The organism is Mycobacterium sp. 852002-51971_SCH5477799-a (genome assembly GCF_001667145.1).
Taxonomy (GTDB): Bacteria; Actinomycetota; Actinomycetes; order Mycobacteriales; family Mycobacteriaceae; genus Mycobacterium.
Genome location: NZ_LZIF01000117.1, coordinates 1 through 22,878 on the forward strand (window position 1 = coordinate 1; position 22,878 = coordinate 22,878).

22 protein-coding genes are annotated in these 22,878 nt (G+C 66.4%); 12 read left to right on the forward strand and 10 right to left on the reverse strand.

What is annotated here, in order from left to right:
- Both A5753_RS24975 and A5753_RS20650 read left to right on the forward strand, forming a co-directional pair.
- The coding region (locus A5753_RS24975) for a hypothetical protein (protein WP_231990127.1) at positions 1-111 on the forward strand (111 nt) is incomplete at its 5' end.
- Positions 112-144: 33 nt separating this feature from the next.
- Complete coding sequence (locus A5753_RS20650) at positions 145-1,566, forward strand: acyl-CoA carboxylase subunit beta (protein ID WP_067132609.1); 1,422 nt, start codon at positions 145-147, stop codon at positions 1,564-1,566.
- 77 nt (positions 1,567-1,643) lie between these two features.
- Here the strand turns inward: A5753_RS20650 and A5753_RS20655 are convergent, their stop codons facing one another.
- Positions 1,644-3,191 carry an FAD-dependent monooxygenase gene (locus tag A5753_RS20655; RefSeq protein WP_067132667.1) on the reverse strand — a complete coding sequence of 516 codons (1,548 nt, stop codon included), beginning with the start codon at positions 3,189-3,191 and terminating at the stop codon, positions 1,644-1,646.
- 194 nt (positions 3,192-3,385) lie between these two features.
- Here A5753_RS20655 and A5753_RS20660 point away from each other — a divergent pair, with 194 nt between their 5' ends.
- Complete coding sequence (locus A5753_RS20660; protein ID WP_067132611.1) at positions 3,386-3,775, forward strand: hypothetical protein; 390 nt, start codon at positions 3,386-3,388, stop codon at positions 3,773-3,775.
- A gap of 27 nt (positions 3,776-3,802) precedes the next feature.
- Here A5753_RS20660 and A5753_RS20665 read toward each other — a convergent pair whose 3' ends face one another.
- On the reverse strand, positions 3,803-5,344 hold the full coding sequence (locus A5753_RS20665) for a glycerol-3-phosphate dehydrogenase/oxidase (RefSeq protein WP_067132613.1): 1,542 nt from the start codon (positions 5,342-5,344) through the stop codon (positions 3,803-3,805).
- Positions 5,341-5,910 carry a TetR/AcrR family transcriptional regulator gene (locus A5753_RS20670; RefSeq protein WP_067132615.1) on the reverse strand — a complete coding sequence of 190 codons (570 nt, stop codon included), beginning with the start codon at positions 5,908-5,910 and terminating at the stop codon, positions 5,341-5,343. The genes A5753_RS20665 and A5753_RS20670 overlap by 4 nt, the downstream gene beginning before the upstream one ends.
- A gap of 47 nt (positions 5,911-5,957) precedes the next feature.
- Between A5753_RS20670 and A5753_RS20675 the strand changes: the two genes are divergently transcribed.
- Together A5753_RS20675 and A5753_RS20680 are read left to right on the forward strand one after the other, a co-directional pair.
- The gene (locus tag A5753_RS20675; RefSeq protein WP_369829344.1) at positions 5,958-7,538 is read left to right on the forward strand and encodes an FAD-binding oxidoreductase; all 1,581 of its coding nucleotides are present in this window, start codon (positions 5,958-5,960) and stop codon (positions 7,536-7,538) included.
- Positions 7,535-8,461, forward strand: a complete 927-nt coding sequence (locus A5753_RS20680) for a diacylglycerol kinase (RefSeq protein WP_067132625.1) — start codon at positions 7,535-7,537, stop codon at positions 8,459-8,461. Before A5753_RS20675 ends, A5753_RS20680 begins: the two co-directional genes overlap by 4 nt.
- A gap of 120 nt (positions 8,462-8,581) precedes the next feature.
- On the opposite strand, the gene A5753_RS20685 is transcribed toward A5753_RS20680, so the two are convergent.
- From A5753_RS20685 to A5753_RS20695, 3 genes are all read right to left on the reverse strand, one after another.
- Positions 8,582-9,094 carry a DUF3145 domain-containing protein gene (locus A5753_RS20685; protein ID WP_067132670.1) on the reverse strand — a complete coding sequence of 171 codons (513 nt, stop codon included), beginning with the start codon at positions 9,092-9,094 and terminating at the stop codon, positions 8,582-8,584.
- A 151-nt stretch (positions 9,095-9,245) separates the two neighbouring features.
- A complete protein-coding gene (locus tag A5753_RS20690) occupies positions 9,246-10,064 on the reverse strand; it encodes a serine hydrolase (protein ID WP_067132628.1) in 819 nt (272 codons plus the stop codon).
- Positions 10,064-11,083, reverse strand: coding sequence for a class I SAM-dependent methyltransferase (locus A5753_RS20695; RefSeq protein ID WP_156656183.1), 1,020 nt, complete (start codon positions 11,081-11,083; stop codon positions 10,064-10,066). The genes A5753_RS20690 and A5753_RS20695 overlap by 1 nt, the downstream gene beginning before the upstream one ends.
- Before the next feature lie 142 nt (positions 11,084-11,225).
- Between A5753_RS20695 and A5753_RS20700 the strand changes: the two genes are divergently transcribed.
- The 5 genes from A5753_RS20700 (at position 11,226) to A5753_RS25255 (ending at position 15,719) form a co-directional block, all read left to right on the forward strand.
- Positions 11,226-12,311, forward strand: coding sequence for an S-(hydroxymethyl)mycothiol dehydrogenase (locus A5753_RS20700; RefSeq protein ID WP_067132635.1), 1,086 nt, complete (start codon positions 11,226-11,228; stop codon positions 12,309-12,311).
- Complete coding sequence (locus A5753_RS20705; RefSeq protein ID WP_067132638.1) at positions 12,311-12,934, forward strand: MBL fold metallo-hydrolase; 624 nt, start codon at positions 12,311-12,313, stop codon at positions 12,932-12,934. The genes A5753_RS20700 and A5753_RS20705 overlap by 1 nt, the downstream gene beginning before the upstream one ends.
- A 52-nt stretch (positions 12,935-12,986) precedes the next feature.
- Positions 12,987-13,943 (forward strand): SDR family oxidoreductase, encoded by a 957-nt coding sequence (locus A5753_RS20710; protein WP_067132641.1) that lies wholly within the window; start codon positions 12,987-12,989, stop codon positions 13,941-13,943.
- Positions 13,944-13,971: 28 nt separating this feature from the next.
- Positions 13,972-15,069: an SAM-dependent methyltransferase gene (locus tag A5753_RS20715; RefSeq protein ID WP_067132644.1), complete on the forward strand. Its 1,098-nt coding sequence runs from the start codon at positions 13,972-13,974 to the stop codon at positions 15,067-15,069.
- Positions 15,070-15,359: 290 nt separating this feature from the next.
- Positions 15,360-15,719 carry a hypothetical protein gene (locus tag A5753_RS25255; RefSeq protein WP_369829345.1) on the forward strand — a complete coding sequence of 120 codons (360 nt, stop codon included), beginning with the start codon at positions 15,360-15,362 and terminating at the stop codon, positions 15,717-15,719.
- Positions 15,720-15,745: 26 nt separating this feature from the next.
- Here A5753_RS25255 and A5753_RS20725 read toward each other — a convergent pair whose 3' ends face one another.
- Positions 15,746-17,467, reverse strand: coding sequence for an Hsp70 family protein (locus A5753_RS20725; protein ID WP_067132647.1), 1,722 nt, complete (start codon positions 17,465-17,467; stop codon positions 15,746-15,748).
- Positions 17,468-17,574: 107 nt separating this feature from the next.
- A complete protein-coding gene (locus A5753_RS20730; RefSeq protein WP_067132652.1) occupies positions 17,575-18,660 on the reverse strand; it encodes a dihydrodipicolinate reductase in 1,086 nt (361 codons plus the stop codon).
- 83 nt (positions 18,661-18,743) lie between these two features.
- On the opposite strand from A5753_RS20730, the gene A5753_RS20735 reads away from it, so the two are divergent.
- Both A5753_RS20735 and A5753_RS20740 read left to right on the forward strand, forming a co-directional pair.
- Complete coding sequence (locus A5753_RS20735) at positions 18,744-19,091, forward strand: MmpS family transport accessory protein (protein ID WP_197694758.1); 348 nt, start codon at positions 18,744-18,746, stop codon at positions 19,089-19,091.
- Between the two features lie 63 nt (positions 19,092-19,154).
- On the forward strand, positions 19,155-20,462 hold the full coding sequence (locus A5753_RS20740; protein WP_067132658.1) for a cytochrome P450: 1,308 nt from the start codon (positions 19,155-19,157) through the stop codon (positions 20,460-20,462).
- Between the two features lie 82 nt (positions 20,463-20,544).
- On the opposite strand, the gene A5753_RS20745 is transcribed toward A5753_RS20740, so the two are convergent.
- Both A5753_RS20745 and A5753_RS20750 read right to left on the reverse strand, forming a co-directional pair.
- Entirely contained in the window at positions 20,545-22,032 is a 1,488-nt protein-coding gene (locus A5753_RS20745; RefSeq protein ID WP_067132661.1) for an NAD(P)/FAD-dependent oxidoreductase, read from the reverse strand.
- Between the two features lie 278 nt (positions 22,033-22,310).
- Positions 22,311-22,553, reverse strand: coding sequence for an acyl carrier protein (locus tag A5753_RS20750; RefSeq protein WP_067132664.1), 243 nt, complete (start codon positions 22,551-22,553; stop codon positions 22,311-22,313).
- Between the last annotated feature and the right edge of the window lie 325 nt (positions 22,554-22,878).

The following is a 22,878-nucleotide window of genomic DNA, read 5'->3' on the forward strand; positions in this document are numbered from 1 at the left end:
GACCTCGACGTCGTGGCCGGCAAACCACGGCCGGGCAACTACGAGTACGCGATCAACAACTCGTTCGGGTTCGGCGGCCACAACGTGTCCATCGCCTTCGGGCGCTACTAAACCCGAGCAACACCCAATATCAGGAGACCTGCGATGACAATCACGGCCCCCGAGACGGTTGGCGAGTCGCTCGACCCTCGCGACCCGCTGTTGCGCTTGAGCAATTTCTTCGACGATGACTCCGTCGAGCTGCTGCACGAGCGCGATCGTTCCGGCGTGCTTGCCGCCGCGGGGACCGTGAACGGCGTGCGCACCATCGCGTTCTGCACCGACGGCACCGTCATGGGCGGCGCGATGGGCATCGAGGGGTGCACGCATATCGTCAACGCCTACGACACCGCCATCGAGGAACAGAGCCCGATCGTGGGCATCTGGCACTCCGGCGGTGCCCGACTGGCCGAGGGTGTCAAGGCACTCCACGCGGTCGGCCTGGTCTTCGAGGCGATGATCCGGGCGTCCGGCTACATCCCGCAGATCTCGGTGGTCGTCGGCTTCGCGGCCGGCGGCGCCGCCTACGGGCCGGCCCTGACCGACGTCATCGTGATGGCCCCGGAAAGCCGGGTGTTCGTCACCGGGCCCGACGTGGTGCGCAGCGTCACCGGCGAGGACGTGGACATGTGCTCGCTCGGCGGTCCGGAGACCCACCACAAGAAGTCCGGGGTGTGCCACATCGTCGCCGACGACGAACTCGACGCCTACGAGCGTGGTCGTCGGCTGGTCGGATTGTTCTGCCAGCAAGGGCATTTCGACCGGGACAAGGCCGAGGCCGGTGACACCGACATTCATGCGCTGCTGCCCGAGTCGTCGCGGCGGGCCTACGACGTGCGCCCGATCGTCGCCGCGATCCTCGATGACGAAACGCCGTTCGACGAATTCCAGGCCAACTGGGCGCCGTCGATGGTGATCGGCCTGGGCCGCCTGTCCGGCCGCACGGTCGGCGTGCTGGCCAACAACCCGCTGCGGCTGGGCGGTTGCCTGAACTCCGAAAGCGCCGAGAAGGCAGCACGTTTCGTGCGACTGTGCGACGCCTTCGGCATTCCGCTGGTCGTGGTCGTCGACGTGCCGGGCTACCTGCCCGGTGTCGACCAGGAGTGGGGCGGCGTGGTGCGCCGCGGCGCCAAGCTGCTGCACGCGTTCGGCGAGTGCACGGTTCCGCGTGTCACGCTGGTCACCCGAAAGACCTACGGCGGGGCCTACATCGCGATGAACTCCCGGTCGCTGAACGCGACCAAGGTGTACGCGTGGCCGGACGCCGAGGTCGCCGTGATGGGCGCCAAGGCCGCCGTCGGCATTCTGCACAAGAAGAAACTGGCCGCCGCGGCGGACCACGAGCGCGAAGCGCTGCACGACGAGCTGGCCGCCGAGCACGAGCGGATCGCCGGGGGCGTGGACAGCGCCATCGAGATCGGCGTCGTCGACGAGAAGATCGACCCGTCGCACACCCGCAGCAAGCTCACCGAGGCGCTGGCCCAGGCGCCGGCGCGCCGCGGCCGCCACAAGAACATCCCGCTGTAGCCGCTGGCGACACTCTCCGGCACCACAAGGTGATCCTCTGATGCGATAGCGCGGGCGCTATCGCATCAGGTTTATAGTCATCCCGCGCCGCGGCCCAGGATCGCCGAAAGCGCGCGTCGCAGTTCGCCTTCGGGCTCGGCGGGCAGTTCATCGGCGCGCCACGCCACGAAGTCGTCCGGCCGGATCAACAGCGCGCCCTGCGGGGGCAGGCCGGTGACCGCCGCCCACTCGTCGCTGTAGAAACGGTGCGCGGCCAGCGACGCCGAAGTCGCTGCGGCACACCATCGGTCGTCCCCGGACAGCACGGTGAATCGGGGCCCCAGCAGATCGAGCGTCGAGACGCCCTCGCGTACCCAGATGTGCGGCAGCCGAGTGCCGGGTTGGGCGCGCAATTCGTCCACCAGGCCGCCGCCGTCCGCGTCACGTGTCACCACCGCGGCCGAACGGTACCGGTATCCGATGAGCAGGTCGAATAGCGAGCACTCCTCGTCGGCCGGCAAGGGCGGCGTATCGCCACCCGCCCGCAGCAGCGCCATCGACGGCCCGGTGAGCGACTGACGCGCGGCGAATCGACCCACCGGGTGACGCTCGGCCTGGTAGGTCGCCAACAGCGCCGGTGCGGCGGTGCCGTGCAGAACGGCGGCGAGTTTCCAGGCCAGGTTGTGCGCGCTCTGGATGGCGGTGTTGGCTCCTCCGGCTTTGAACGGCGGCATGGTGTGCGCCGAATCGCCGACGAGAAATGCTCGCCCGCAATCGAATTGATCGGCAACCCGTTCGTATGGTTGCCACGCCGCGACCTCGATGATGTCGATGTCGATCCGCTCGCCGATCGCCTTGGTGAGCACCTCGCGGCAGCGCTGCGGGGTGAACTGTTCGGCCGTCTCGCCTGCGCCGGGAAAATAGGTGGTGATGAACATGCCGAGATCGCCCTCGGCGACCAGGAATATGCCATCCACGTCGTCGTTTTTGACCTGCACGCCGTCGCCGTCGTGCAACTCGGGGATGAACTGCCGCCATGGCGCCCGGAAATAGACGAACACGACGTAAATCGGCAGGGCGCCATACCCGGATGTGGTGATGCCCAGCCATTCGCGGATGAGGCTGTGCACGCCGTCGGCGCCCACCAGATAGTCGGCGCGGATGGTCTCCGACTCCCCCGACCCCGCGTCGCGCACCACCGCGGTGATTCCGGTGTCGTCCATCTCGATCGAGGACAGCTCCGTGCCATAGCGCACTTCGCTGCCGCCCCGCCGTGTCGCGTCACGCAGAATCGGTTCGAGCCGGCTCTGCGGACAATACTGCGCCGCCGGCTCGGGGCTGACGTCGTCCAGGCCGGCGAAAATTGCGCCGATGTCGAGCGCCGTTTCTTGTGCGGCGCTGTTGAGCGTGGGCCTGACCACCAGCGTCGAGACGTGCTCGGCGACTTCTCGCACCTCCTCGCCAAGCCCCAAGCCGCGCAAGATTTCCGAGCTGCGGAAACTCAGGTTGCGGGCCTTCGGGTAGAGGAAGAATTCCCGTCGCTTCTCGATAAGGAGCGAGCGCACCCCGTGCTGGGCCAGCAGCGCCGACGTCGCGAGGCCGCCAACGCCGGCTCCGACGATCAAAACCGGGACACGCGTCCTCATCGCATTCACCTCCGGAATCAGTATTTTGAGAGAGACTACCATTAGCTATTAACTATCAATATGCCGAATGGCCGACAGTCGGCGCGGCAGCTTCCAGAAATTCCAGCTAAAGGCCGTTGCGGCATCCGCAGGAGTGGGTAAACAACGCTCAACGCGTCTGCAGTTGGTGACGTCCTAAGCGAAAGGGGCATCGGATGGGTCGTGAAGAGGGTGGCCGGTGGGACGTCGGCATCCAGGACAATGCGGTTCGCCTCGAGCGCATCTCCGATGGCGACGAGCGCTTATTCGATGATTCGCTCTCGTCCGAAGAGGCCCGTGACCTCGCCGGCCTGTTGACGAAGTTTGCAACCAAGCTCGAAGAGGCCGCGGATTCCGATACGACCAAGGGCTCGAAGGGCAGCGACGAATCCGGGGACTCCAAGGACTCCAAGGACGACGAGGACAGCGACGACTCCAATGACGACTCCAAGGACTCGAAGGACTCCAAGGACGACGACGAGGACGACTCCAACGACGACGACGAGCACGACAACGACAACGAGGACTCCAAAGAATCCAAGGACTCCGAGAAGTCGTCGGACTAGGTCAAGTGCTCGGGGCGCGGGCGGCGGTCAGCCGACGCGCGCCAAGAACTCGGTTGCCACTGGCACGACGCGCTCCCGATCGCGCGCCACCAACCCGATCCGGGTGCGCCGATCGACGATGTCGGAGACATCCAGCGCGCCCTCGTGAGTTATCGCGTATTCGAATTCCGCTCTGCTGACATCGATTCCGTCGATGACGGGTTCGCCGGGGCGTTCGCAGGTGGCCGACGCGATCACCTTGGGCGCCTCGGCCCCGTAGCGCTGCACCAGTGACCCCGGCGGCGCGACGTCCAGCGCCGCGACCACCCCGGGATTGGCCGGCGCTCCGATCAACGGCAGATTGCGGGTCCGGCATTTCGCGGCCTGCAGCCGCCGCACCCGAATCGCGCGGTCCAGCACATCCTGTGCCATATAGCGGTATTCGGTCAGCTTGCCGCCGATCACGCTGATCACTCCGGACGCCGACTCCACGACGGCGTGTTCGCGGGAGACGTCGGCAGTGCGGCCTTCGCCGGTGTCGATTAAGGGCCGCAACCCGGCGTAGGCGCCGATCACGTCGGTGGCGGTGAGGCCGGTCCCCAAGCCGGTGTTCACCGTGTCGAGCAGGAACGTGATCTCCTCGACCGAGGGTTCGGGCACGTCGGGAATGGGGCCGGGAGCCGCCTCGTCGGTCAGACCCAGATAAACGCGGCCCAGCTGTTCGGGCATGGCGAAGACGAAGCGGTTGAGCTCGCCGGGGATCGGAATGGTCAGCGCCGCAGTCGGATTGCCGAAAGCTTGGGCGTCGAACACCACGTGCGTGCCGCGGCTGGGTCGCAACCGCAGCGAGCCGTCGATCTCGGCCGCCCACACCCCGGCGGCGTTGATCACCGCGCCCGCCGACACGTCGAACGATTCCCCTCCGCGCATGTCGGTCAGTCGCACCGACGTGCCGGTGGCCCGCGATGCCGACACATGGGTCAGGATTCGGGCGCCATGCTGCGCCGCGGTGCGGGCGACCGCGGTGACCAGCCGGGCGTCGTCGATCAGTTGACCGTCGTAAGCCAGGAAGCCGCCGTCCAGGCCGTCGCTTCGCACGGTGGGCGCCATCTCCACGACGTGCTGCGCCGAGATCCGGCGAGAGCGGGGCAGCGTCGACGCCGGGGTCCCGGCAAGGAACCGCAGCGCGTCACCGGCCAAGAAGCCGCCGCGCACCAGCGCCCGCTTGCCCGAACTCATCGACGGGAGCAGCGGCACCAATTGGGGCATCGCGTGAACCAGGTGAGGGGCATTGCGCGTCATCAAGATTCCGCGCTCGATGGCGCTGCGGCGGGCAATGCCGACATTGCCGGTCGCCAGGTAGCGCAGCCCGCCGTGGACAAGCTTGGAACTCCACCGGCTGGTGCCGAACGCCAGATCGTGTTTCTCCACCAGTGCCACCCGCAGCCCGCGCGCCGCGGCATCCAGCGCGATCCCCGCACCGGTGATGCCACCGCCGATCACCACCACGTCCAACGGCGCGCCGTCGGCGAGTGTGGTCAGATCGGCCGCGCGGCGCGCCGCGTTCAGGGCGGTCGGATCAGGTATCACGACAGATATCCGTTCAGCGAGTAGGCAAGTTCGGTGACCAGCGCATCGGCGTCGAGCACCGCCTCGACGATCCGGGCCGACTGGATGGTCGATTGCGCGATCAGCAGCACCATGGTCGCCATCTGGACCGGGTCGCCGAGCCGGACGCTGCCGTGCCGCTGAGCCACCCGCAGCCGGGCGGCAAGCGCGTCGATCAGCATGCGCTGGCTCGTCCCCAGACGTTCGGTGATGTACGTCGACGCGAGATCCGAGTGCAAGACCGACATCACCAATCGGTCTGCCCTCAGCAGGTTGGACACCGTAACTATCTGTCGGACAAGCGATTCGCGATCCTCCCCGAGTAACGGCGCGTCGCGCATCGCTTCGGTGATGTGCTGGGTCAAAAGCGCCGCCACGATCGACTGCGTGTCCGGCCACCGCCGGTACACCGTCGGCCTGCTGACACCCGCGCGTCGGGCTATCTCGGCCAGAGTCACCCGGTCCACGCCGAAGTCCACCACGCAACTGCCCGCGGCCGCGAGGATCCGCTCACCGGTGTCCGGCTCTGTGTTACGGATTGACATCATGTGTAATACTGTAACGCATGACCGATCCTCAGGGGCTGTTGCCGTCGATGAAGTGGAACGCATGGGGAGATCCCGCCGCGGCCAAGCCGCTGTCGGAGGGGATCCGGTCATTGCTGCAGCAGGCCGTGGGGGTCGAGGGGTCCGGCACTGCCGCACTGCGATCCGACCAGGTGCAATTGCGCCCGTCGGCGTTGTCCCAGGCCGATCGGGAGGCCTTGGCCGCCATAGTCGGCGCAGACTACTGCCGCACCGCGGACCCCGATCGGTTGCTGCATGCCGGCGGCAAATCCACCATCGACCTGCTCAACCGCGCGGAGAGCGGCATGCAGGATGCGCCCGACGCCGTCTTGCTACCCGGCGATGACGACACCGTTGCCGCGATACTGCGCTACTGCACGCAACATCGCATCGCCGTCGTGCCATTCGGCGGGGGCACCAGCGTGGTCGGCGGACTCAATCCCGACCGCGGGGAGTTCTCCGCCGTCGTCTCGCTCGATCTGCGCCGATTCGACCAACTGATCTCGCTGGACGACGTGTCCGGCCAGGCCGTTTTCGGAGCCGGGGTCACCGGCCCGGACGCCGAAAACCTGCTTGGCGCACAAGGTTTTTCGCTCGGCCATTTCCCGCAGAGCTTTGAGTACGCCACCATCGGCGGCTTCGCCGCGACACGCTCCTCCGGCCAGGATTCGGCGGGCTACGGCCGATTCAGCGACATGGTGCGCGGGCTGCGCGTGGTCACTCCGGTGGGCACCATGGATCTGGGCCGGGCGCCGGAATCGGCCGCGGGCCCCGACCTGCGCCAGCTGTTGATCGGCTCGGAGGGCACCCTGGGCGTCATCACCCAGGTGCGCCTGCGCGTGCACCGCGCGCCGGAAGCCGTCCGCTACGAGGGATGGTCGTTCCCCGATTTCGACACGGGGACCGCAGCTTTGCGCGCCGTCACCCAAAATGCCACCGGCCCCACCGTGCTTCGGCTCTCCGACGAGGCCGAGACCGGAGTCAATCTGGCCACCACCGAGTCGATCGGTGAATCCCAGCTCACCGGCGGATGCTTGGCCATCACCGTGTTCGAGGGCACAAAGGAGCACGTCGACAGCCGCCACGCCGAAACCAGCGCACTGCTGGCGGCCCAGGGCGGAACCTCGCTGGGTGACGGTCCGGCGCAGGCCTGGGAGCGCGGCCGATTCGGCGCACCGTACCTGCGCGATTCGCTGCTCGCGGCGGGCGCGCTGTGCGAAACGCTGGAGACCGCCACCGACTGGTCGAAAGTTTCCGCGCTGAAAGCCGCTGTCACGCAAGCACTTACCGAAGCGCTCGCCGCGTCAGGCACGCCCGCCTTGGTGATGTGTCACATCTCCCACGTCTACCCCACCGGCGCCTCGTTGTATTTCACCGTCGTCGCCGGGCAACGGGGCAACCCGGTCGACCAATGGAAAGCGGCCAAAAAGGCCGCCTCGGATGCCATCATGGCCACCGGCGGGACCATCACCCACCACCATGCGGTCGGTGCCGACCACCGGCCGTGGATGGGCGACGAGATAGGCGAGCTGGGAGTGCAGGTGCTACGGGCGGTCAAGGACACGTTGGATCCGGCCGGAATTCTCAATCCCGGCAAGCTGATTCCGTGACGGCCGTGCCGGGCCGCCGAGAAATCGGCAAGGTGATCGCGCTGACCAACCCGGTGTCCGGCCACGGCGCCGCGGTCCGCGCCGCCCAGCTCGCGATCGCGCGGCTGCACCGCCGGGGGGTGGAGGTCGTCGAAATCATCGGCGATGACGCGCAAGACGCGCGACACCTGGTCGGCGCGGCCCTGGAGAAGGGCGCTGACGCGGTCATGGTGACCGGGGGCGACGGCGTCGTCTCCAACGCCCTACAGGTGATGGCCGGCACCGACATTCCGCTGGGCGTGATTCCGGCCGGCACCGGCAACGACCACGCCCGCGAATTCGGCATTCCCACCAAGGACGTCGAGGCCGCCGCGGACATCGTCGTCGACGGCTGCACGGAATCCATTGACCTGGGCCTGATTCGGGATGGCAACGGGGTCGAGAAATGGTTCGGCACCGTGGCGGCCACCGGCTTCGACTCGCTGGTCACCGACCGCGCCAACCGGATGACCTGGCCGCACGGCCGGCTGCGCTATTACGTCGCGATGCTCGCCGAGCTGTCACAGCTGCGGCTCCTGCCTTTTCGCATGGTGCTCGACGGCACCAAAGAGGTCGATGCGGACATCACGCTGGCAGCCTTCGGCAACACCCGCAGCTATGGCGGCGGGATGCAGATCTGTCCCGGCGCCGACTACACCGACGGCCTGCTCGACATCACCATGGTGCATGAGGCATCCCGCACCAAGCTGGTCCGACTTTTCCCCACCGTGATGAAGGGCACCCACGTCAACCTCGATGAGGTGAGCACGGCGAGGGCCGGGTCAATCCACGTCGAGTGCCCCGGTATCAATGTCTACGCCGACGGCGACTTCGCCTGCGCGCTGCCGGCCGACATCTCGGCGGTGCCAGGCGCGCTGCGGATTCTGCGGCCGGCCAAACGGTAAGTCCCGGTCTCCAGGAACCACTAACGCGCGTTCGAAAACGCTAGCGGATGCGCTAGCTGTTTTGAGAGTCACCTATTGCTTCCACAGAGGCGGCACTCGCACGGGCGGGCTGCCGATCGACTAACCGACACCCCGGCTGAGCCAGGTCACCTCGCCGACGTCGCCGCCGTCGCGGTAGGGCTCGAGTGCCTCGTCCCAGGCGGTGCCCAGCACCGAGTCGAGTTCCGCGGCCAGGGTGTCTGCGCCCTGGGCCATCATCGACCGCAGCCGCATCTCCCCGACCATGACGTCGCCGTTGGCGCTCATTGCGCCGCTCCACAGGCCGAGCTGTGGGGTGTGGCTGAACCGGTGGCCGTCGACTCCGGGGCTGGGGTCCTCGGTGACCTCGAATCGCAGCACGGACCAGGACCGCAGTGCGTTGGCCAGTTTGGCACCGGTGCCCACGGGGCCGACCCAGTTGGTGACCGCGCGCAGCTGTCCGGGCATCGCCGGCTGGGGCGTCCAGGTCAGATTCGCCTTGGCACCCAGGGACGACGACAACGCCCACTCGACATGCGGGCAAACCGCCGCGGGTGACGCGTGCACGTACACCACGCCGGTCGTCACGTCGGCGAATTGGTTTGACGCTCGCATTTCCTGCTCCTTCGGTTCCACGAGGGACGTCTTCCCCAACGACCTGCGGACCCGACAAACAGGGCAGCGTGCTGAAATCTTCGATTTTTTGTGTGTCTCGCGTGTCTATTGTGCCTTGTGATACCCGTGTTGCGCTAGTGTGCATTTCCCATTAGCTGTAATCGGCGATCACGGCGTCCGAAACGGCCGGCCACGGCCGCAGCGCCCACTCCCCGAAATCCCGATTTGTGAGGACCACCAGCGCCAGGTCTTTTTCGGGATCTGCCCAGATGAAACCGCCTGCTTGGCCAAAATGGCCGTACGTTTCCGCCGAATTCTGCGCGCCCGTCCAGTGTGGCGATTTCTTATCCCGCAGCTCGAAACCCAGCCCCCAATCGTTTGGGCGCTGCACCCCATACCCGGGCAGAACGCCGTCCAGACCGGGAAACTGCACGGTCGTCGCCTCGGCGTGCAGGGGCCCCGAGACCGTCACCGGGCGCAACAGGTCCCCGGCGAACGCCGCCAGGTCCGCCACCGTCGACCTCGCCCCGAATCCGGCGGCAACCGCACCGCCGTCCAGGTGGGTCGCCGTCATTCCCAGCGGTTCGCATACCGCCTCGGTCAGGTAGTGCCCGAACTCGATGCCGGTCTGTTGCTCCACGGTCTGGCCCAGCACGGTGAAGCCCTGGTTGGAGTAGATCCGGCGGGCACCGGGCGCGGCCAGCAGCCGGTCGGAGTGCATCGACAGACCGGAGGTGTGGGCCAGCAGGTGGCGGATGGTCGCGCCGGGCGGGCCGGCGGCCGTGTCGAGGTCGACCGCCCCTTCCTCGATGGCGACCTGCACGGCCCGGGCGGCCAGCGGCTTGGTCACCGACGCCAGCTCGAACACCCGATCGGTGTCGCCGTGGCTGGCCAGCACGCCCCCAGGCCCAACCACCGCGGCGGCGGCAGCCCCGACCGGCCAATCGTCCAGGGCGTCGAGGGCCGCCATCACTTCCTGGCGATGTAGTAGTTGTTGATCGGGTCCGATTCGATCTCGGCGACGCTCACGTCGCCAAACCCCGCATCGCCTAGCATCGAGACGGCCAGCTGCGTCCCCCAGGCGGTGCCCAGCCCGGCGCCGTCCAGCGCCAGCGACACCGTCATGCAGTGCATCAGCGACGTCGTATACAGGTAGGTGCTCATCGGGACGCCGACGTTCTCCTCGAGCCGGCTCGACGCCTTGATGTCGGCCATCAGCAGCACACCGCCAGGCCGCAGCGCCCGGTAGATGTTTTCCAGGACCCGCGCCGGCTGCGCCTGATCGTGGATGGCGTCGAAGACGGTGATGACGTCGTAGGCGTCCGCCTTGTCCAAATCAGCCAGATTGTGGCTTTCGAAGGCCGCATTCGACAGGCCCCGCTCCTTAGCTTCCCGGATTCCGGTGGCGATGGCCTGCTCGGAAAAGTCGATGCCGGTGAAGCGGCTGGCCGGAAACGCTTGTGCCATCACGCTGATGGCGTGTCCGCTGCCGCAGCCGAAATCCGCGACCTCGGCTCCGGACCGCAGACGCTCCACGAGGCCGTCGACTAACGGCAGCACCACGTCGACCAACGCGGTGTCATACACCACGCCGCTCTGCTCGGCCATCAACGCGTGGAAGCGGGGAAACTCGCTGTACGGCAATCCGCCGCCGGCGTGGAAGCACCCGATGATTTTTTGCTCGACCTCGGCGAGCACCGGAAACAGCAGGGTCACCAGGGCCAGGTTGTCCGGTCCGGCTTCGCGAGTCAGCACCTTGGCGCGCTCCGCGGGCAACGAGTAACTGGCGGTGTCGGCGTCGTACTCGACCACGCGCCCGGTGGTCATGCCGGCCAGCCATTCTCGGACGTAGCGCTCGTTCACTCCGGCGGCCGAGGCGATCTGCTCGCTGGTGGAGGGTTCCAGCCCGGCCATCGTGTCCAACAGACCGGTCTGATGCCCGATGCTCAGCAACAGCGTCAGGCTGGCGCCGTCGATGGCGGCGGCCATCCGTTGCGTGAATTCTTCGGTGGTTTCCAAAGCCGTCACGCCCAGGGACGCTACACCCGGTAATAGTCGCGTCGGCTTGCAACGGTCAATGGGTGGACAACCCGCCGAGTGATGTATGGCGGCGGTCAGTAGGTTGGAGCCCATGAGTCAGACAGTGCGCGGCGTGATTTCACGCAAGAAAGGCGAGCCGGTCGAGCTGGTGGACATCGTCGTCCCGGACCCGGGGCCCGGGGAGGCTCTGGTCGACGTCATCGCCTGCGGGGTGTGCCACACCGACCTGACCTACCGCGAGGGCGGCATCAACGACCAGTATCCGTTCCTGCTCGGCCACGAGGCCGCCGGACGCATCGAGGCCGTCGGTCCGGACGTCACCGCCGTCGCGCCGGGCGACTTCGTCGTCTTGAACTGGCGCGCGGTGTGCGGGCAGTGCCGGGCATGCAAGCGCGGCAGACCGCACCTGTGCTTCGACACCTTCAATGCCACGCAGAAGATGACGCTCACCGATGGCACCGAGCTCACTCCCGCCCTGGGCATCGGGGCCTTCGCCGACAAGACGCTGGTGGCCGCCGGCCAGTGCACCAAGGTCAATCCCGAGGCCGACCCGGCGGTTGCGGGCCTGCTGGGGTGCGGGGTGATGGCCGGACTCGGTGCGGCGATCAACACCGGGGCGGTCACCCGCGATGACACCGTCGCGGTAATCGGTTGTGGCGGCGTGGGCGACGCCGCCATCGCCGGTGCGGCGCTGGTGGGCGCGCGGCGCATCATCGCCGTCGACACCGACAACACGAAACTGGACTGGGCCCGCGAGTTCGGCGCCACGCACGCCGTCAACGCCCGCGAACTCGACGCGGTCGAGGCGATTCAGGACCTCACCGACGGGTTCGGGGCGAACGTGGTGATCGACGCGGTGGGCCGGCCCGAGACCTGGAAGCAGGCCTTCTACGCCCGCGACCTCGCCGGAACCGTTGTGCTGGTGGGTGTTCCGACGCCCGACATGCGCCTGGACATGCCGCTGGTGGATTTCTTCAGCCGCGGCGGCTCGTTGAAGTCGTCGTGGTACGGCGATTGCCTGCCCGAACGCGACTTCCCCACCTTGATCGACCTGTATCTGCAGGGCCGGCTTCCCCTCGAGAAGTTTGTCTCCGAGCGAATCGGGCTAGACGGCATCGAGGAGGCGTTCGAGAAGATGCATGGCGGCAAGGTATTGCGTTCGGTGGTAACGCTCTGATGGTCGACATCGATCGGGTGGTCACGCATGGCACCTTTGAACTCGACGGCGGCAGTTGGGAAGTCGACAACAACATCTGGCTGATCGGCGACAACTCGAATGTCGTGGTCTTCGACGCCGCCCACGATGCGGCGCCGATCGTGGAGGCGGTGGGAGGTCGCCACGTGGTGGCGGTGGTGTGCACGCACGGCCACAACGACCACGTCACTGTGGCGCCCGAGCTCGGTAAGACGCTGGACGCACCTGTGCTGCTGCACCCCGCCGACGAGGTGTTGTGGCGAATGACCCACCCGGACAAAGAGTTCCGCACGATAGCCGACGGCGAGACGTTGAAGATCGCCGGCACCGAGCTGAAAGCATTGCACACTCCGGGCCACTCCCCTGGATCGGTGTGTTGGTACGTGCACGACCTGGGCGTCGTATTCAGCGGCGACACCTTGTTCGCCGGTGGCCCCGGCGCGACCGGGCGTTCGTACTCCGACTTCTCGACGATTCTGGAGTCGATTTCCGGTCGGCTCGGCAAGCTGCCCGGTGAGACCGTCGTACATACCGGCCATGGCGACAGCACCACGATCGCCGACGAGATCGTGCACTACGAGGAATGGGTGGCCCGCGGACACTAGGTGACCGAAGGCGCACACTGGAACCCGGCCGTACCGGTAAGGAGTGATACGCATGGCTACCAACCTTGTCGCCACCGTGCCCGATCTGTCTGGAAAGCTGGCGGTAATCACGGGGGCGAACAGCGGCCTGGGGTTCGGTCTGGCTCGGCGGCTCGCGGCCGCGGGCGCCGATGTCGTCATGGCCATCCGTAACCACGCCAAGGGCGAGGCCGCGATCGACGAAATCCGCGCCACGGCTCCCGGGGCCAAGCTGACCATCAAACCGCTCGACCTGTCGTCGTTGGCCTCCGTCGCCGCGCTCGGCGAGCAACTCAACGCCGACGGCCGCCCGATCGACATTCTGATCAACAACGCCGGGGTCATGACGCCGCCGGAGCGCGACACCACCGCGGACGGCTTCGAATTGCAGTTCGGCAGTAACCATCTCGGACACTTCGCGCTGACCGCCCATCTGCTGCCGCTGCTGCGAGCCGCCAAGGATGCGCGGGTGGTTTCGCTGAGCAGCCTGGCGGCGCGGCAGAGCGGCAGGATCCACTTCGATGACCCGCAATTCGAGAAGTCCTACGCGGCGATGGCGGCGTACGGCCAGTCGAAGCTGGCGGTGTTGATGTTTGCCCTCGAGTTGGACCGGCGCAGCCGCGCGGCCGGCTGGGGCATCGTGTCCAATGCCGCACACCCCGGCCTGACCAAGACCAACCTGCAGATCGCCGGGCCTTCGCACGGCCGCGAGAAGCCCGCGCTGATGGAGCGGTTGTACAAGGCGTCCTGGCGTTTCACGCCGTTCCTGTGGCAGGAGATCGACGACGGGATTCTGCCGGCGCTGTACGCGGCCGCCGCGCCGCACGCCGAAGGTGGCGCATTCTATGGTCCGCGCGGCCCCTTCGAGGCCGCCGGCGGCGGGGTGGCTTTGGCGAAGGTGCCCCAGCGCGCGCGCAACGAGGACGACTGCCGGCGGCTGTGGGAACTTTCGGTGCAGCTTACCGGCGTGAGCTACCCGACGGCGAACTGATAATCAGCTCAACGATTATCGTCGATCTATGCCGCCCGATGCCCAAATGCCCGAATCGAGCATTGTGGTGCGACCCGAGCCTGTTTACACCGAGGCGACGCGACTGCGCGCCGCCGGTTTGGCCCAGGCGATCGCGGCCTTCGAGCGAGCCGCCGAAGAGGTGACGCTGCCCAAAGCCCCGCAGCCGATCGTCATCGCCGACTATGGCGCCGCCAATGGCCACAATTCGCTGAAGCCACTGTCGACGGCCATCGCGGTGTTGCGTCGCCGCACCCGCCACGATCACGCAATCCTGGTGGCGCACACCGATATACCGCGCAACGACTTCGCGGCGCTGTTCGAGACGGTGGCCAACGACCCGGAAAGCTACCTGCACTCCGACACCGCGACGTTCACCTCGGCGGTCGGCCGGTCGTTCTACGACCAGATCGTGCCGTCAAAGACGGTCAACCTGGGCTGGACGTCGTGGGCAATCCAATGGTTGAGCCGAACTCCCTGCGAGGTGCACGACCACGTGCACGTCTCGCACAGCAGGGACGAGGCCGTGCGGTCGGCCTTCGCCGACCAGGCCGCACTGGACTGGCATAACTTCGTCGCCTTCCGCGGCCGCGAGTTGGCTCCCGAGGGCCGGCTGGTGGCGTTGACGCTGGCCGCCGATGAGGACGACACGGCGGGCTTCGCCCCGCTGCTCGATGCCATCGTCGAGGTGCTGGCTGATCAGGCGCGCGACGGCCTGCTGCGCTCAGATGAGCTGCGCCGCATGACGATTCCGACGTTCCCCCGTGCCGAGAAGGATTTTCGTGCCCCGTTCGCGCCGAAGGGCCGGTTCGAAGGGCTGATGATCGAGCACCTCAAGATGTTCAACGCCGAGGATCGATTCTGGGCTCGGTATCAGCTGGATCACGATGCAGAGGCTTTCGGTGCGCAGTGGGCGGCCTTCGCTCGCTTTGCGCTGTTCCCCTCCCTGGTGGCCGCGCTTGACGGAGGAACCCACGACGAGCGAGCGGCGAGATTCGCCGAACAGCTGGAGGCCGGGCTCGCCGATCGCCTGTCAAGCGCACCCGAGCCGATGCGCATTCCGCAGGCGTTGGTCGTGCTGGTCAAGCGCAACACATCGCAACGATGAGAGTTTCGGCACGACGGCACAGCGGGTAACCCCTAGCAATCGTCAACCTGCGACCGCAAGGGGGTAGACGCATGAGCGTGCAGGACGATAAAGGGACTGAGGATGACAAGGCGACCGAGGACGGTACGCAGTCGGACGATAAAAGGACTGAGGACGACAAGGCGACCGAGGACAGTAGGCAGTCGGATCGCGCCGCGCAAGCTGATCAAACCAATCAAGGGGACGATGAGCAGCGGCTGACCGAGAAGCCCGAACCGGACGAAGACGACCAAAAAGAGGCCGCCAAAATGATGGAGGCCTATAAGGACAAGCCCACGATCGTGCTGCCCGGCACCGGTGGAAGCGTGTCCGGCACCGCGGTCAACGACTGGCTGGACGAAGACGGCAACCCCAAGCACGAAACGCCCGAGGGCTCGGACGCTCAAGGTTCGGACGGCCAGGACTCGAAGGCCCAGGAGTCGAAGGCCCAGGAGTCGAAGGCCCAGGAGTCGGATGCTCAGGCCTCGAATGCGCAGGATTCCGACGCCGAGGACAAGGGCGATGGCCAGCGCGACGAAGAGGCGCTGAAGGAGCAGATCGAAAAGGACAAGGCCCTCAACGAGAAGCTCAAGGAAGCCGCCCAGGAAGAGAACAAGGGCGAGAAGAGCTGAGTCGAGCCCGGATCTGCAACTAGCGCTCAACTCCCGGGTATCGGCCCCAATCCGCTGATGCCCAGGTTGCCCGCGATCCCCTGAATGATCTCGTTGACCCGGCCGAGCCCGGGAATGGGTTCGTTGACGCCCGGAATGGGGGGAATCGGTGGGGCCGCCACCCTGCGCGGAGCCGCAGGACGCTCGGGCGGCGCCGGCGGGGCCGCCTGCGGAGTCGCCCGGGGCGTGGTGGTCATCGGTGTCTCGGTCTCGGCGGGCGGCGTGGTGTCGGAGGTCGACGGCACAGGAACGTCCGGTGGCGGCGCGGCGGGCTGGGCGGTTGCGCTGTTGGGCGCCGAAGGCGGGGCCGCCGGTGTCGTGCGTTGGACCTGCGGCGTCGTGGTCGCCGATTGGTTCGGCGAGGTCAGTCCGATCGCCAGGGCGGTTCCCACCAGCAGCACTGCGGCGACCGTGATGACGATTGTTGCCGCCGGCAGCAGATGCCGACGAGAAGGCAACCGCTTGCGTTTGGCCGTTTCGGGTGCGGCGCTGTGCCGCGCGTTGTGCCCGGTGGCCGACCACGCCCGCGCCAGCTGTGCCTCTGTCGGCTCGGCCGGTGGCGCCTGGGCGCTCGCGGTCGCTTCCGGGCGCGGATCCGGCCGCACCGACGCCCGAGCGGTCACGGGAGCGGGCGCGGCGGGCGCCGAAAGCGTCGCGCCGGCATCGCCGGGACCGTGCGCGGCCCGCAACGCCGCGCCGACCGCGGCCGTGAGTTGCGGGCGCGGCGTCGTTGCCACGGGAACGCGAAAATGCCGAGACAGCGCCGTGGTGACGGTCGGCAGGTTCGCCCCGCCGCCCGTCGTGACTAACGCGACGAGATCACCAATTCCGTTGCGCGCCAATACTTCATGCAACGCCGCGAGCACGCCGCCCAGCGAAGGACGGATCGCGTCGTCAAGTTCGTGCCGGGTGAGCCGCACTTCACCGCGCGCACCGGTCAGCCCGTCGGTCAGCGTGGCGACCGTGCTCGAGGACAGCTGTTCCTTGGCGATCCGGCACGCGCTGCGCAGGCGGCTCAGCGAGCCGATCGCCGCGGTGCCCGTCGGGAACGCACCAGTGGTCGGCATGTTGGCGATGGCGACACTCAGCAGCGCCTGGTCGATCAGGTCGCCGGAGAAATCGCGGTCCCGAACGGTCGGAGCCAACGCGCGGTAGTCCCCGTCGGCGTGCATCAACGTGATGTTGGTGCCGCTGCCGCCGAAATCGCAGACCGCCACGGTGCCGCGCGGCGGTATGCCCGGGTTGGTCCGCACCGCGAGCAGCGTCGCCGCGGCGTCGGGGACCAACAGGATGGGACGCGCCCGTTGCGACCATTCGGGGATCTCGCTCAGGGCGGCACCGAGGGCATCCACAGCGTGTGACTCCCAGTGGGCCGGATAGGTCACCGCGACGTCGTCGGGCGCTGCCCGGCCCCCGGTGGCGGCGCACGCGAGCGACCGCAACGCGTCGGCGATCAATACCTCGCCGCGGTGCACCGAGCCGTCAACCGCCACGACGCCACGCGGGTCGCCGACGCGGTTGACAAAGCCGGTGATCACCACGCCGGGCCCCTGCAGCCTGGGGTTTTCTGCGGGGACGCCGACCTCGGCGGGGCGATCTGGATACAGCGTCAGAACGGGCTTGCGGGTGATGGCGTTGTCGGCGGTGACGGCCGCCAGGTTGGTGGTTCCGATCGACAAGCCCAGCGCTGTCCCGACTCCATTGGCCATATCCCGATCCCCGTATCCACAGCACCAACTCGCATCCGGCTAGGCGTTATTGTGCCGCCGAAGTCTGTATCCCGTGTCAGCGGCAGCTATGCGCCCGCTGTGCGCCGTTAGCGGATGCTGCCTTCGCCGGCGATCAGCGGGAGATCGAGGGGGGTGACCCAGCCCGGCCGCAGGTCGTTGACCGCGGGAACGGCGTTGAGCGCCCGCAGTCCCGTCGCCAGGCATCCGGCCGCCGCCGCGTCTCGGCCCGAGCCGTCGGTGAAGCGGAACGCGGTCTCCTGGAAGATGCTGGGGGTGCCCTCGATGTCCACGCGGTAGACGTCGTTGTCGTGGCCCGTCGGCCAGTCCGGGGCGGCGTCCAGCCCGATCCGGTTGACGTGTTCGAGCTGGATGCGGGTCTCACCCCGGTAGACGCCGTTGATGGTGAACCGGACCGCGGCGACGTGCCCTGGCTTGATGACGCCCCTGGCGGAGTTGCGCTCCGTTGGGGTCACCCACTTGTCCCAGGTCGTGGTGATTTCGTCGAGCATGATGCCGGCGGCGTGCGCGATCATCGGGACGGTGGCGCCCCACGCGAAGATCAGCATGTCGCGGTCTTCCAGCATCGGCTTGAATTCCGGCTCGCGGCCGATGCCCATCTCGAATTCGTAGTCGCCCTCGTAGTTGGTGTAGTCCAGCAACTCCGACGCCCGGACCCGGCGCACCTCGGAACACAGGCCCATCAATGTCATCGGAAACAGGTCGTTGGCGAACCCGGGATCGATGCCGGTGGTGAAGCAGGACGACTCCCCCAGCTCGCAGGCCTCGGTGATCGGCTGGATCCAGTTCGGCGGATTCAGATTCATGGTGGGCCAGACCCACGGTGTCATCGCGGTTGAGCACACGTCGATGCCGGCCCGCAAAAATCGGGTGATCAGCGAGATGTTCTCCTTGGCGTGCATAGCCGTCGGGCCGTAGTGGACCAGCGCGTCGGGTTTCAGGGCGATCAGCGCATCGACGTCGTCGGTGGCGGTGATCCCGACCGGCTCAGGCAGCCCGCATATCTCGCCCACATCGCGGCCGACCTTGTCGGGGCTGCTGACACCGACACCGACCAACTCGAACAACGGATGCTTGACGATCTCGGCGATCACCATCTTGCCGACGAAGCCGGTTCCGTACACCACCACTCGTTTTGAGCCGTGTTCTGCCATGCGTTTAGGCCACCTTTCCGCCTCCCCTGGCGAACTTCACATTAAGCTTCCCTACCGTCGCTCGTGGTGACACGATGCAATTCATGATGAAGCACCTCACCGGACCTTCGGTCCTGTTGGCAGTCGGTTTCGGATTCGCGAACGCTTGCGGCGTGGCCCACGCCCTACCCCAGATGCCGAAGGTCCGCTATGAGGTCAACGGGCCCGCGGTCGCCGAGTTCATCTACTACCAAACCGACGACGGGCAGCTGCATCAGGTGAATGCGCCGCTGCCCTGGTCAACAGAGTTCACCGGCTATGGCGGGGAAGTGTTCACCATCAGTGCGCAGGGGCCGGCGCCCATCTCCTGCAAGATCCTGCTGGACGGCAACGTGGTGAGCGCAGCGACGGCAACCACGGGCGCGCCCGCCAGGACGGTCTGCACGCACTGACCCAGCAATCCCCTGCACGCACTGACCCAGCGCGCCCCCATTTTCGTCACCAAGGAGGTCTTGATGAGCCTCAAGACGGGTCCCAAGAAAGCTCTGGCGCCGCGGACGAATGGGACGCCGCCGCCCGACATTTCGCTCGCCGACATTCATCTCGACTCGCTGGACTTCTGGGAGTTGGACGACGACATCCGCGACGGCGCTTTCGCCACCCTGCGCCGCGAGGCGCCGATCTCATTCTGGCCCGCGATCGAGTACGAGGGGTTCGAGCCGGGCGGCGGGCATTGGGCGCTGACCAAACACGACGACGTGCACTTCGCGAGCCGTCACCCCGAAATCTTCAGCTCCAGCCCCAACATCACGATCAACGACAACACGCCGGAGATCAGTGAATACTTCGGCTCGATGATCGTGCTGGACGATCCGCGACACCAGCGGCTGCGCTCGATCGTGAGCCGCGCGTTCACCCCGAAAGTGGTGGCGCGCATCGAGGCCTCGGTCCGCGAGCGGGCGCGCCGGCTGGTCGCGTCGCTGGTCGCCGATCACCCCGATGGGGAGGCCGAGCTGGTCAGTGAGCTCGCCGGGCCGCTGCCGTTGCAGGTCATCTGCGACATGATGGGCATCCCCGAGGAGGACCATCAACGCATATTCCACTGGACCAACGTGATTTTGGGGTTCGGCGACCCGGATCTGGCCACGGATTTCGGTGAGTTCCTTCAGGTGTCGATGGACATCGGTGCCTATGCCAGCGCGCTGGCCGAAGACCGGCGGTCCAACCACCACGACGACCTGACCACCAGCCTGGTGGAGGCCGAGGTCGACGGGGAACGGCTGTCCTCAACGGAGATTGCGTCATTCTTCATTCTTCTGGTGGTCGCCGGCAACGAGACGACGCGCAACGCCATCAGCCACGGTGTGCTGGCACTGTCCCGCTACCCCGCCGAGCGAGAGAAGTGGTGGTCTAACTTCGACCGCCTCACTCCCACCGCCGTCGAGGAGATCGTGCGGTGGGCCTCCCCGGTGATCTACATGCGTCGCACCTTGACCCGGGACTTCAAGCTCGGCGGCACCAAGATGAAGGCCGGCGACAAGGCCACGCTGTGGTACAACTCGGCAAATCGCGACGAGTCGACATTCAACGATCCCTGGGTTTTCGACGTCGCGCGCACCCCTAATCCACACTTCGGTTTCGGCGGCGGCGGAGCCCATTTCTGCTTGGGTGCCAACCTGGCCCGCCGTGAGATACGGGTCGTCTTCGACGAGTTGCGTCGAGAGATCCCCGACATCGTCGCGACGGACGAGCCCGCGCGGCTGCTGTCGCAGTTCATCCACGGCATCAAAACCCTGCCGGTGGCCTGGACCCCGCCTCGCTAACCCCGGGCCCAATTCTCCTCTGCCCGAAGCTATATCGCCTTCGCGGATCCGATAGCGCATGCGCTATCGGATCCGGCGCTGCCTAGGCGATGACGTAGTCGCTGAGCGGGAAGGTCTGGGCTTCTCGCACCGAGTTGAGCGTCGTCGTAGGACGCAGCAGCGACGCTTCACCGCTGGGGCTGAAGTAGTACGACCGCGACGTGGCACAGTTGCCGGCGTAGAACACCGAGCTATCCAACAGTTTGGTCATCCGCGCCATGAACTCGTCGTTGGCCTCCTCGGTCACCTCGAAGGTGGACGCGTTCCTGCGCTTGACCTCGCCGAGCAGCCGGTCCATATGCCGCATCTGATATTCGATGGTGTGAAAGAAAGACAGTCCGGAGAAGGCGAACGGGCTGGCCAGGCTCAGGTAGTTAGGGAAGTACGGCATGGACACGCCCTGGTAGGCCTGGAACCTGGTCTCCCGCCACCACTTTCCGAGGTTGCGGCCTTTTCGGCCGACCACCTCGATGGCCGGGAAGTTGGCCTCCCACAGATTGAATCCCGTCGCGAGCACCAGGGTGTCGATGACGGTCTTGCGTCCATCGACGGTGACGATGCCGTCGGCCTCGATCCGCTCGATCGGGCTCGTCTCCAGGTGCACGTGTGGCTTTGTGAAAGCGCGGTAGAAGGTGTTGGAAAAGGTCGGCCGCTTGCAGCCAAGGTCATAATCCGGCGTTAATCTGGCGCGCAGCTCCTTGTCCCGGATCCACCGGAATCGGTTGATCTTGGCCAGGTCGGAGGAGGAAATGTTCCCCCGCCCCCGGGACTCCCGAAAATGCAGCGCCATGACGATCATGATGATCTCGAGCAGGACGTCGGTCACCCACCGCAGAGCCCGTTGCGCCGCCGGCACCCGCGCAAACAGGCGCCGCACTGCCGGGGAGATCGAGAAATCAAACTTGGGGATCACGTGCGTGGCGGTGCGCTGGTAGACGGTCAGGTCCGCGGCCGCCTTGGCCAACTCAGGAATGACTTGCACCGCGGACGCCCCGGTGCCGATGACCGCGATGCGCCGCCCCCCGTAGTTGTAGCCGTGGTCCCATGCGGTGGTGTGCACCACCTTGCCGTTGAAGCTCGCGACTCCCGGAATGTCGGGCATGCGCGGCTGGGATAGGAACCCCGTCGCGGTGATCAGGAAGCGGCACGACAGGCTTTCGCCGCCGGCCAGCGCGACCCGCCACCCCGCGGTCTCCTCATCCCATTGGGCGCCTTCGACGGTGGTGTTGAACCGCATGTGGCGGCGCACGTCGTACTTGGTGGCCACCTCGTGCGCGTAGGCCTTGACCTCAGCGCCCGGCGCGAAGAGCCGCGACCAGTCAGGTTTGGGCTCGAACCAGTACGAGTACGTGGTCGAGGGGATGTCGACAGCGATGCCTGGATAGTGGTTGACGTGCCAGGTGCCACCCAGGTCGTCCTCGCGGTCGAGGATGATGAAGTTGTCAAATCCGAGGCGCTTGAGCTGAATAGCGGCGCCGATGCCGCCGAAACCTGCACCTACGATGATCGCGTCGAAACGGTCCGTGTTCACAGCCTTGCTCCGTGCTACCTGTTTCCGTACTTAACGAATCATAAGCTTTCACTAAGATACGCGACTCTAATAGGGTGCCACGCCGGACGCATCCGAGCTTTGCCGGTATGTGACCTTGCTGACACAAGTGCGGCAATTCATGACACATTTATTAGGCCTGGTAAACCGGCGATTAACCGCGTAAACGGCCATCCCGCTAAGGGTTACGCCCTTGGCGATTGTTGACGCCGTCGTCCCAGCTCAGGGCGCACCGTGGCGGTGCGGGCCCGCCGAAGTCCTTAACTTGTCGTGGGTCCCGCCGTAGCCGTCCCCTGCAGTTGGCCCAAAAACTCGTGACATCGCCGGGCGCGTTCGGAGTCTTGTGCCATTACTTCGTTGAAGAAGGATTCGACATCATTCAGGCCCGCGTTCTTTGCATCACGCACGTACTGACCGTAATCATGCCCCGCCTTCAGCGAGTGGTATTGAAGGGAAATAAGATCGAAGGTCACGTCGTCGAAACCCGTTTCACCCGTTGCCATGTCGCCACCTCCCTGACAGTGAGCGCCAATCTGGTACTCGCCGTCTCCGGCTACCCTGAATGGACAACACCAAACGATGACTCCGATTGTTTTTTTCGCCGCATTGCTGCGCGATAGCCGGGCCGGTCCGATGGCGGCGCCGCCGCCATCTACCGCAGCCCCGGTATACAGGAAAACATCACCTACTGGTTGGCAACTTGACAGTTTGGGAGGGCCTTGCATGGGCACTTTTGACTCCATGATCGCATGTCACTTCGTTCGTTCTCTTGGTTCAGCAGTAGTTCTCGCAGCATCGGGCGTGGCCGTGTCGGCCGTGTCCACGTCC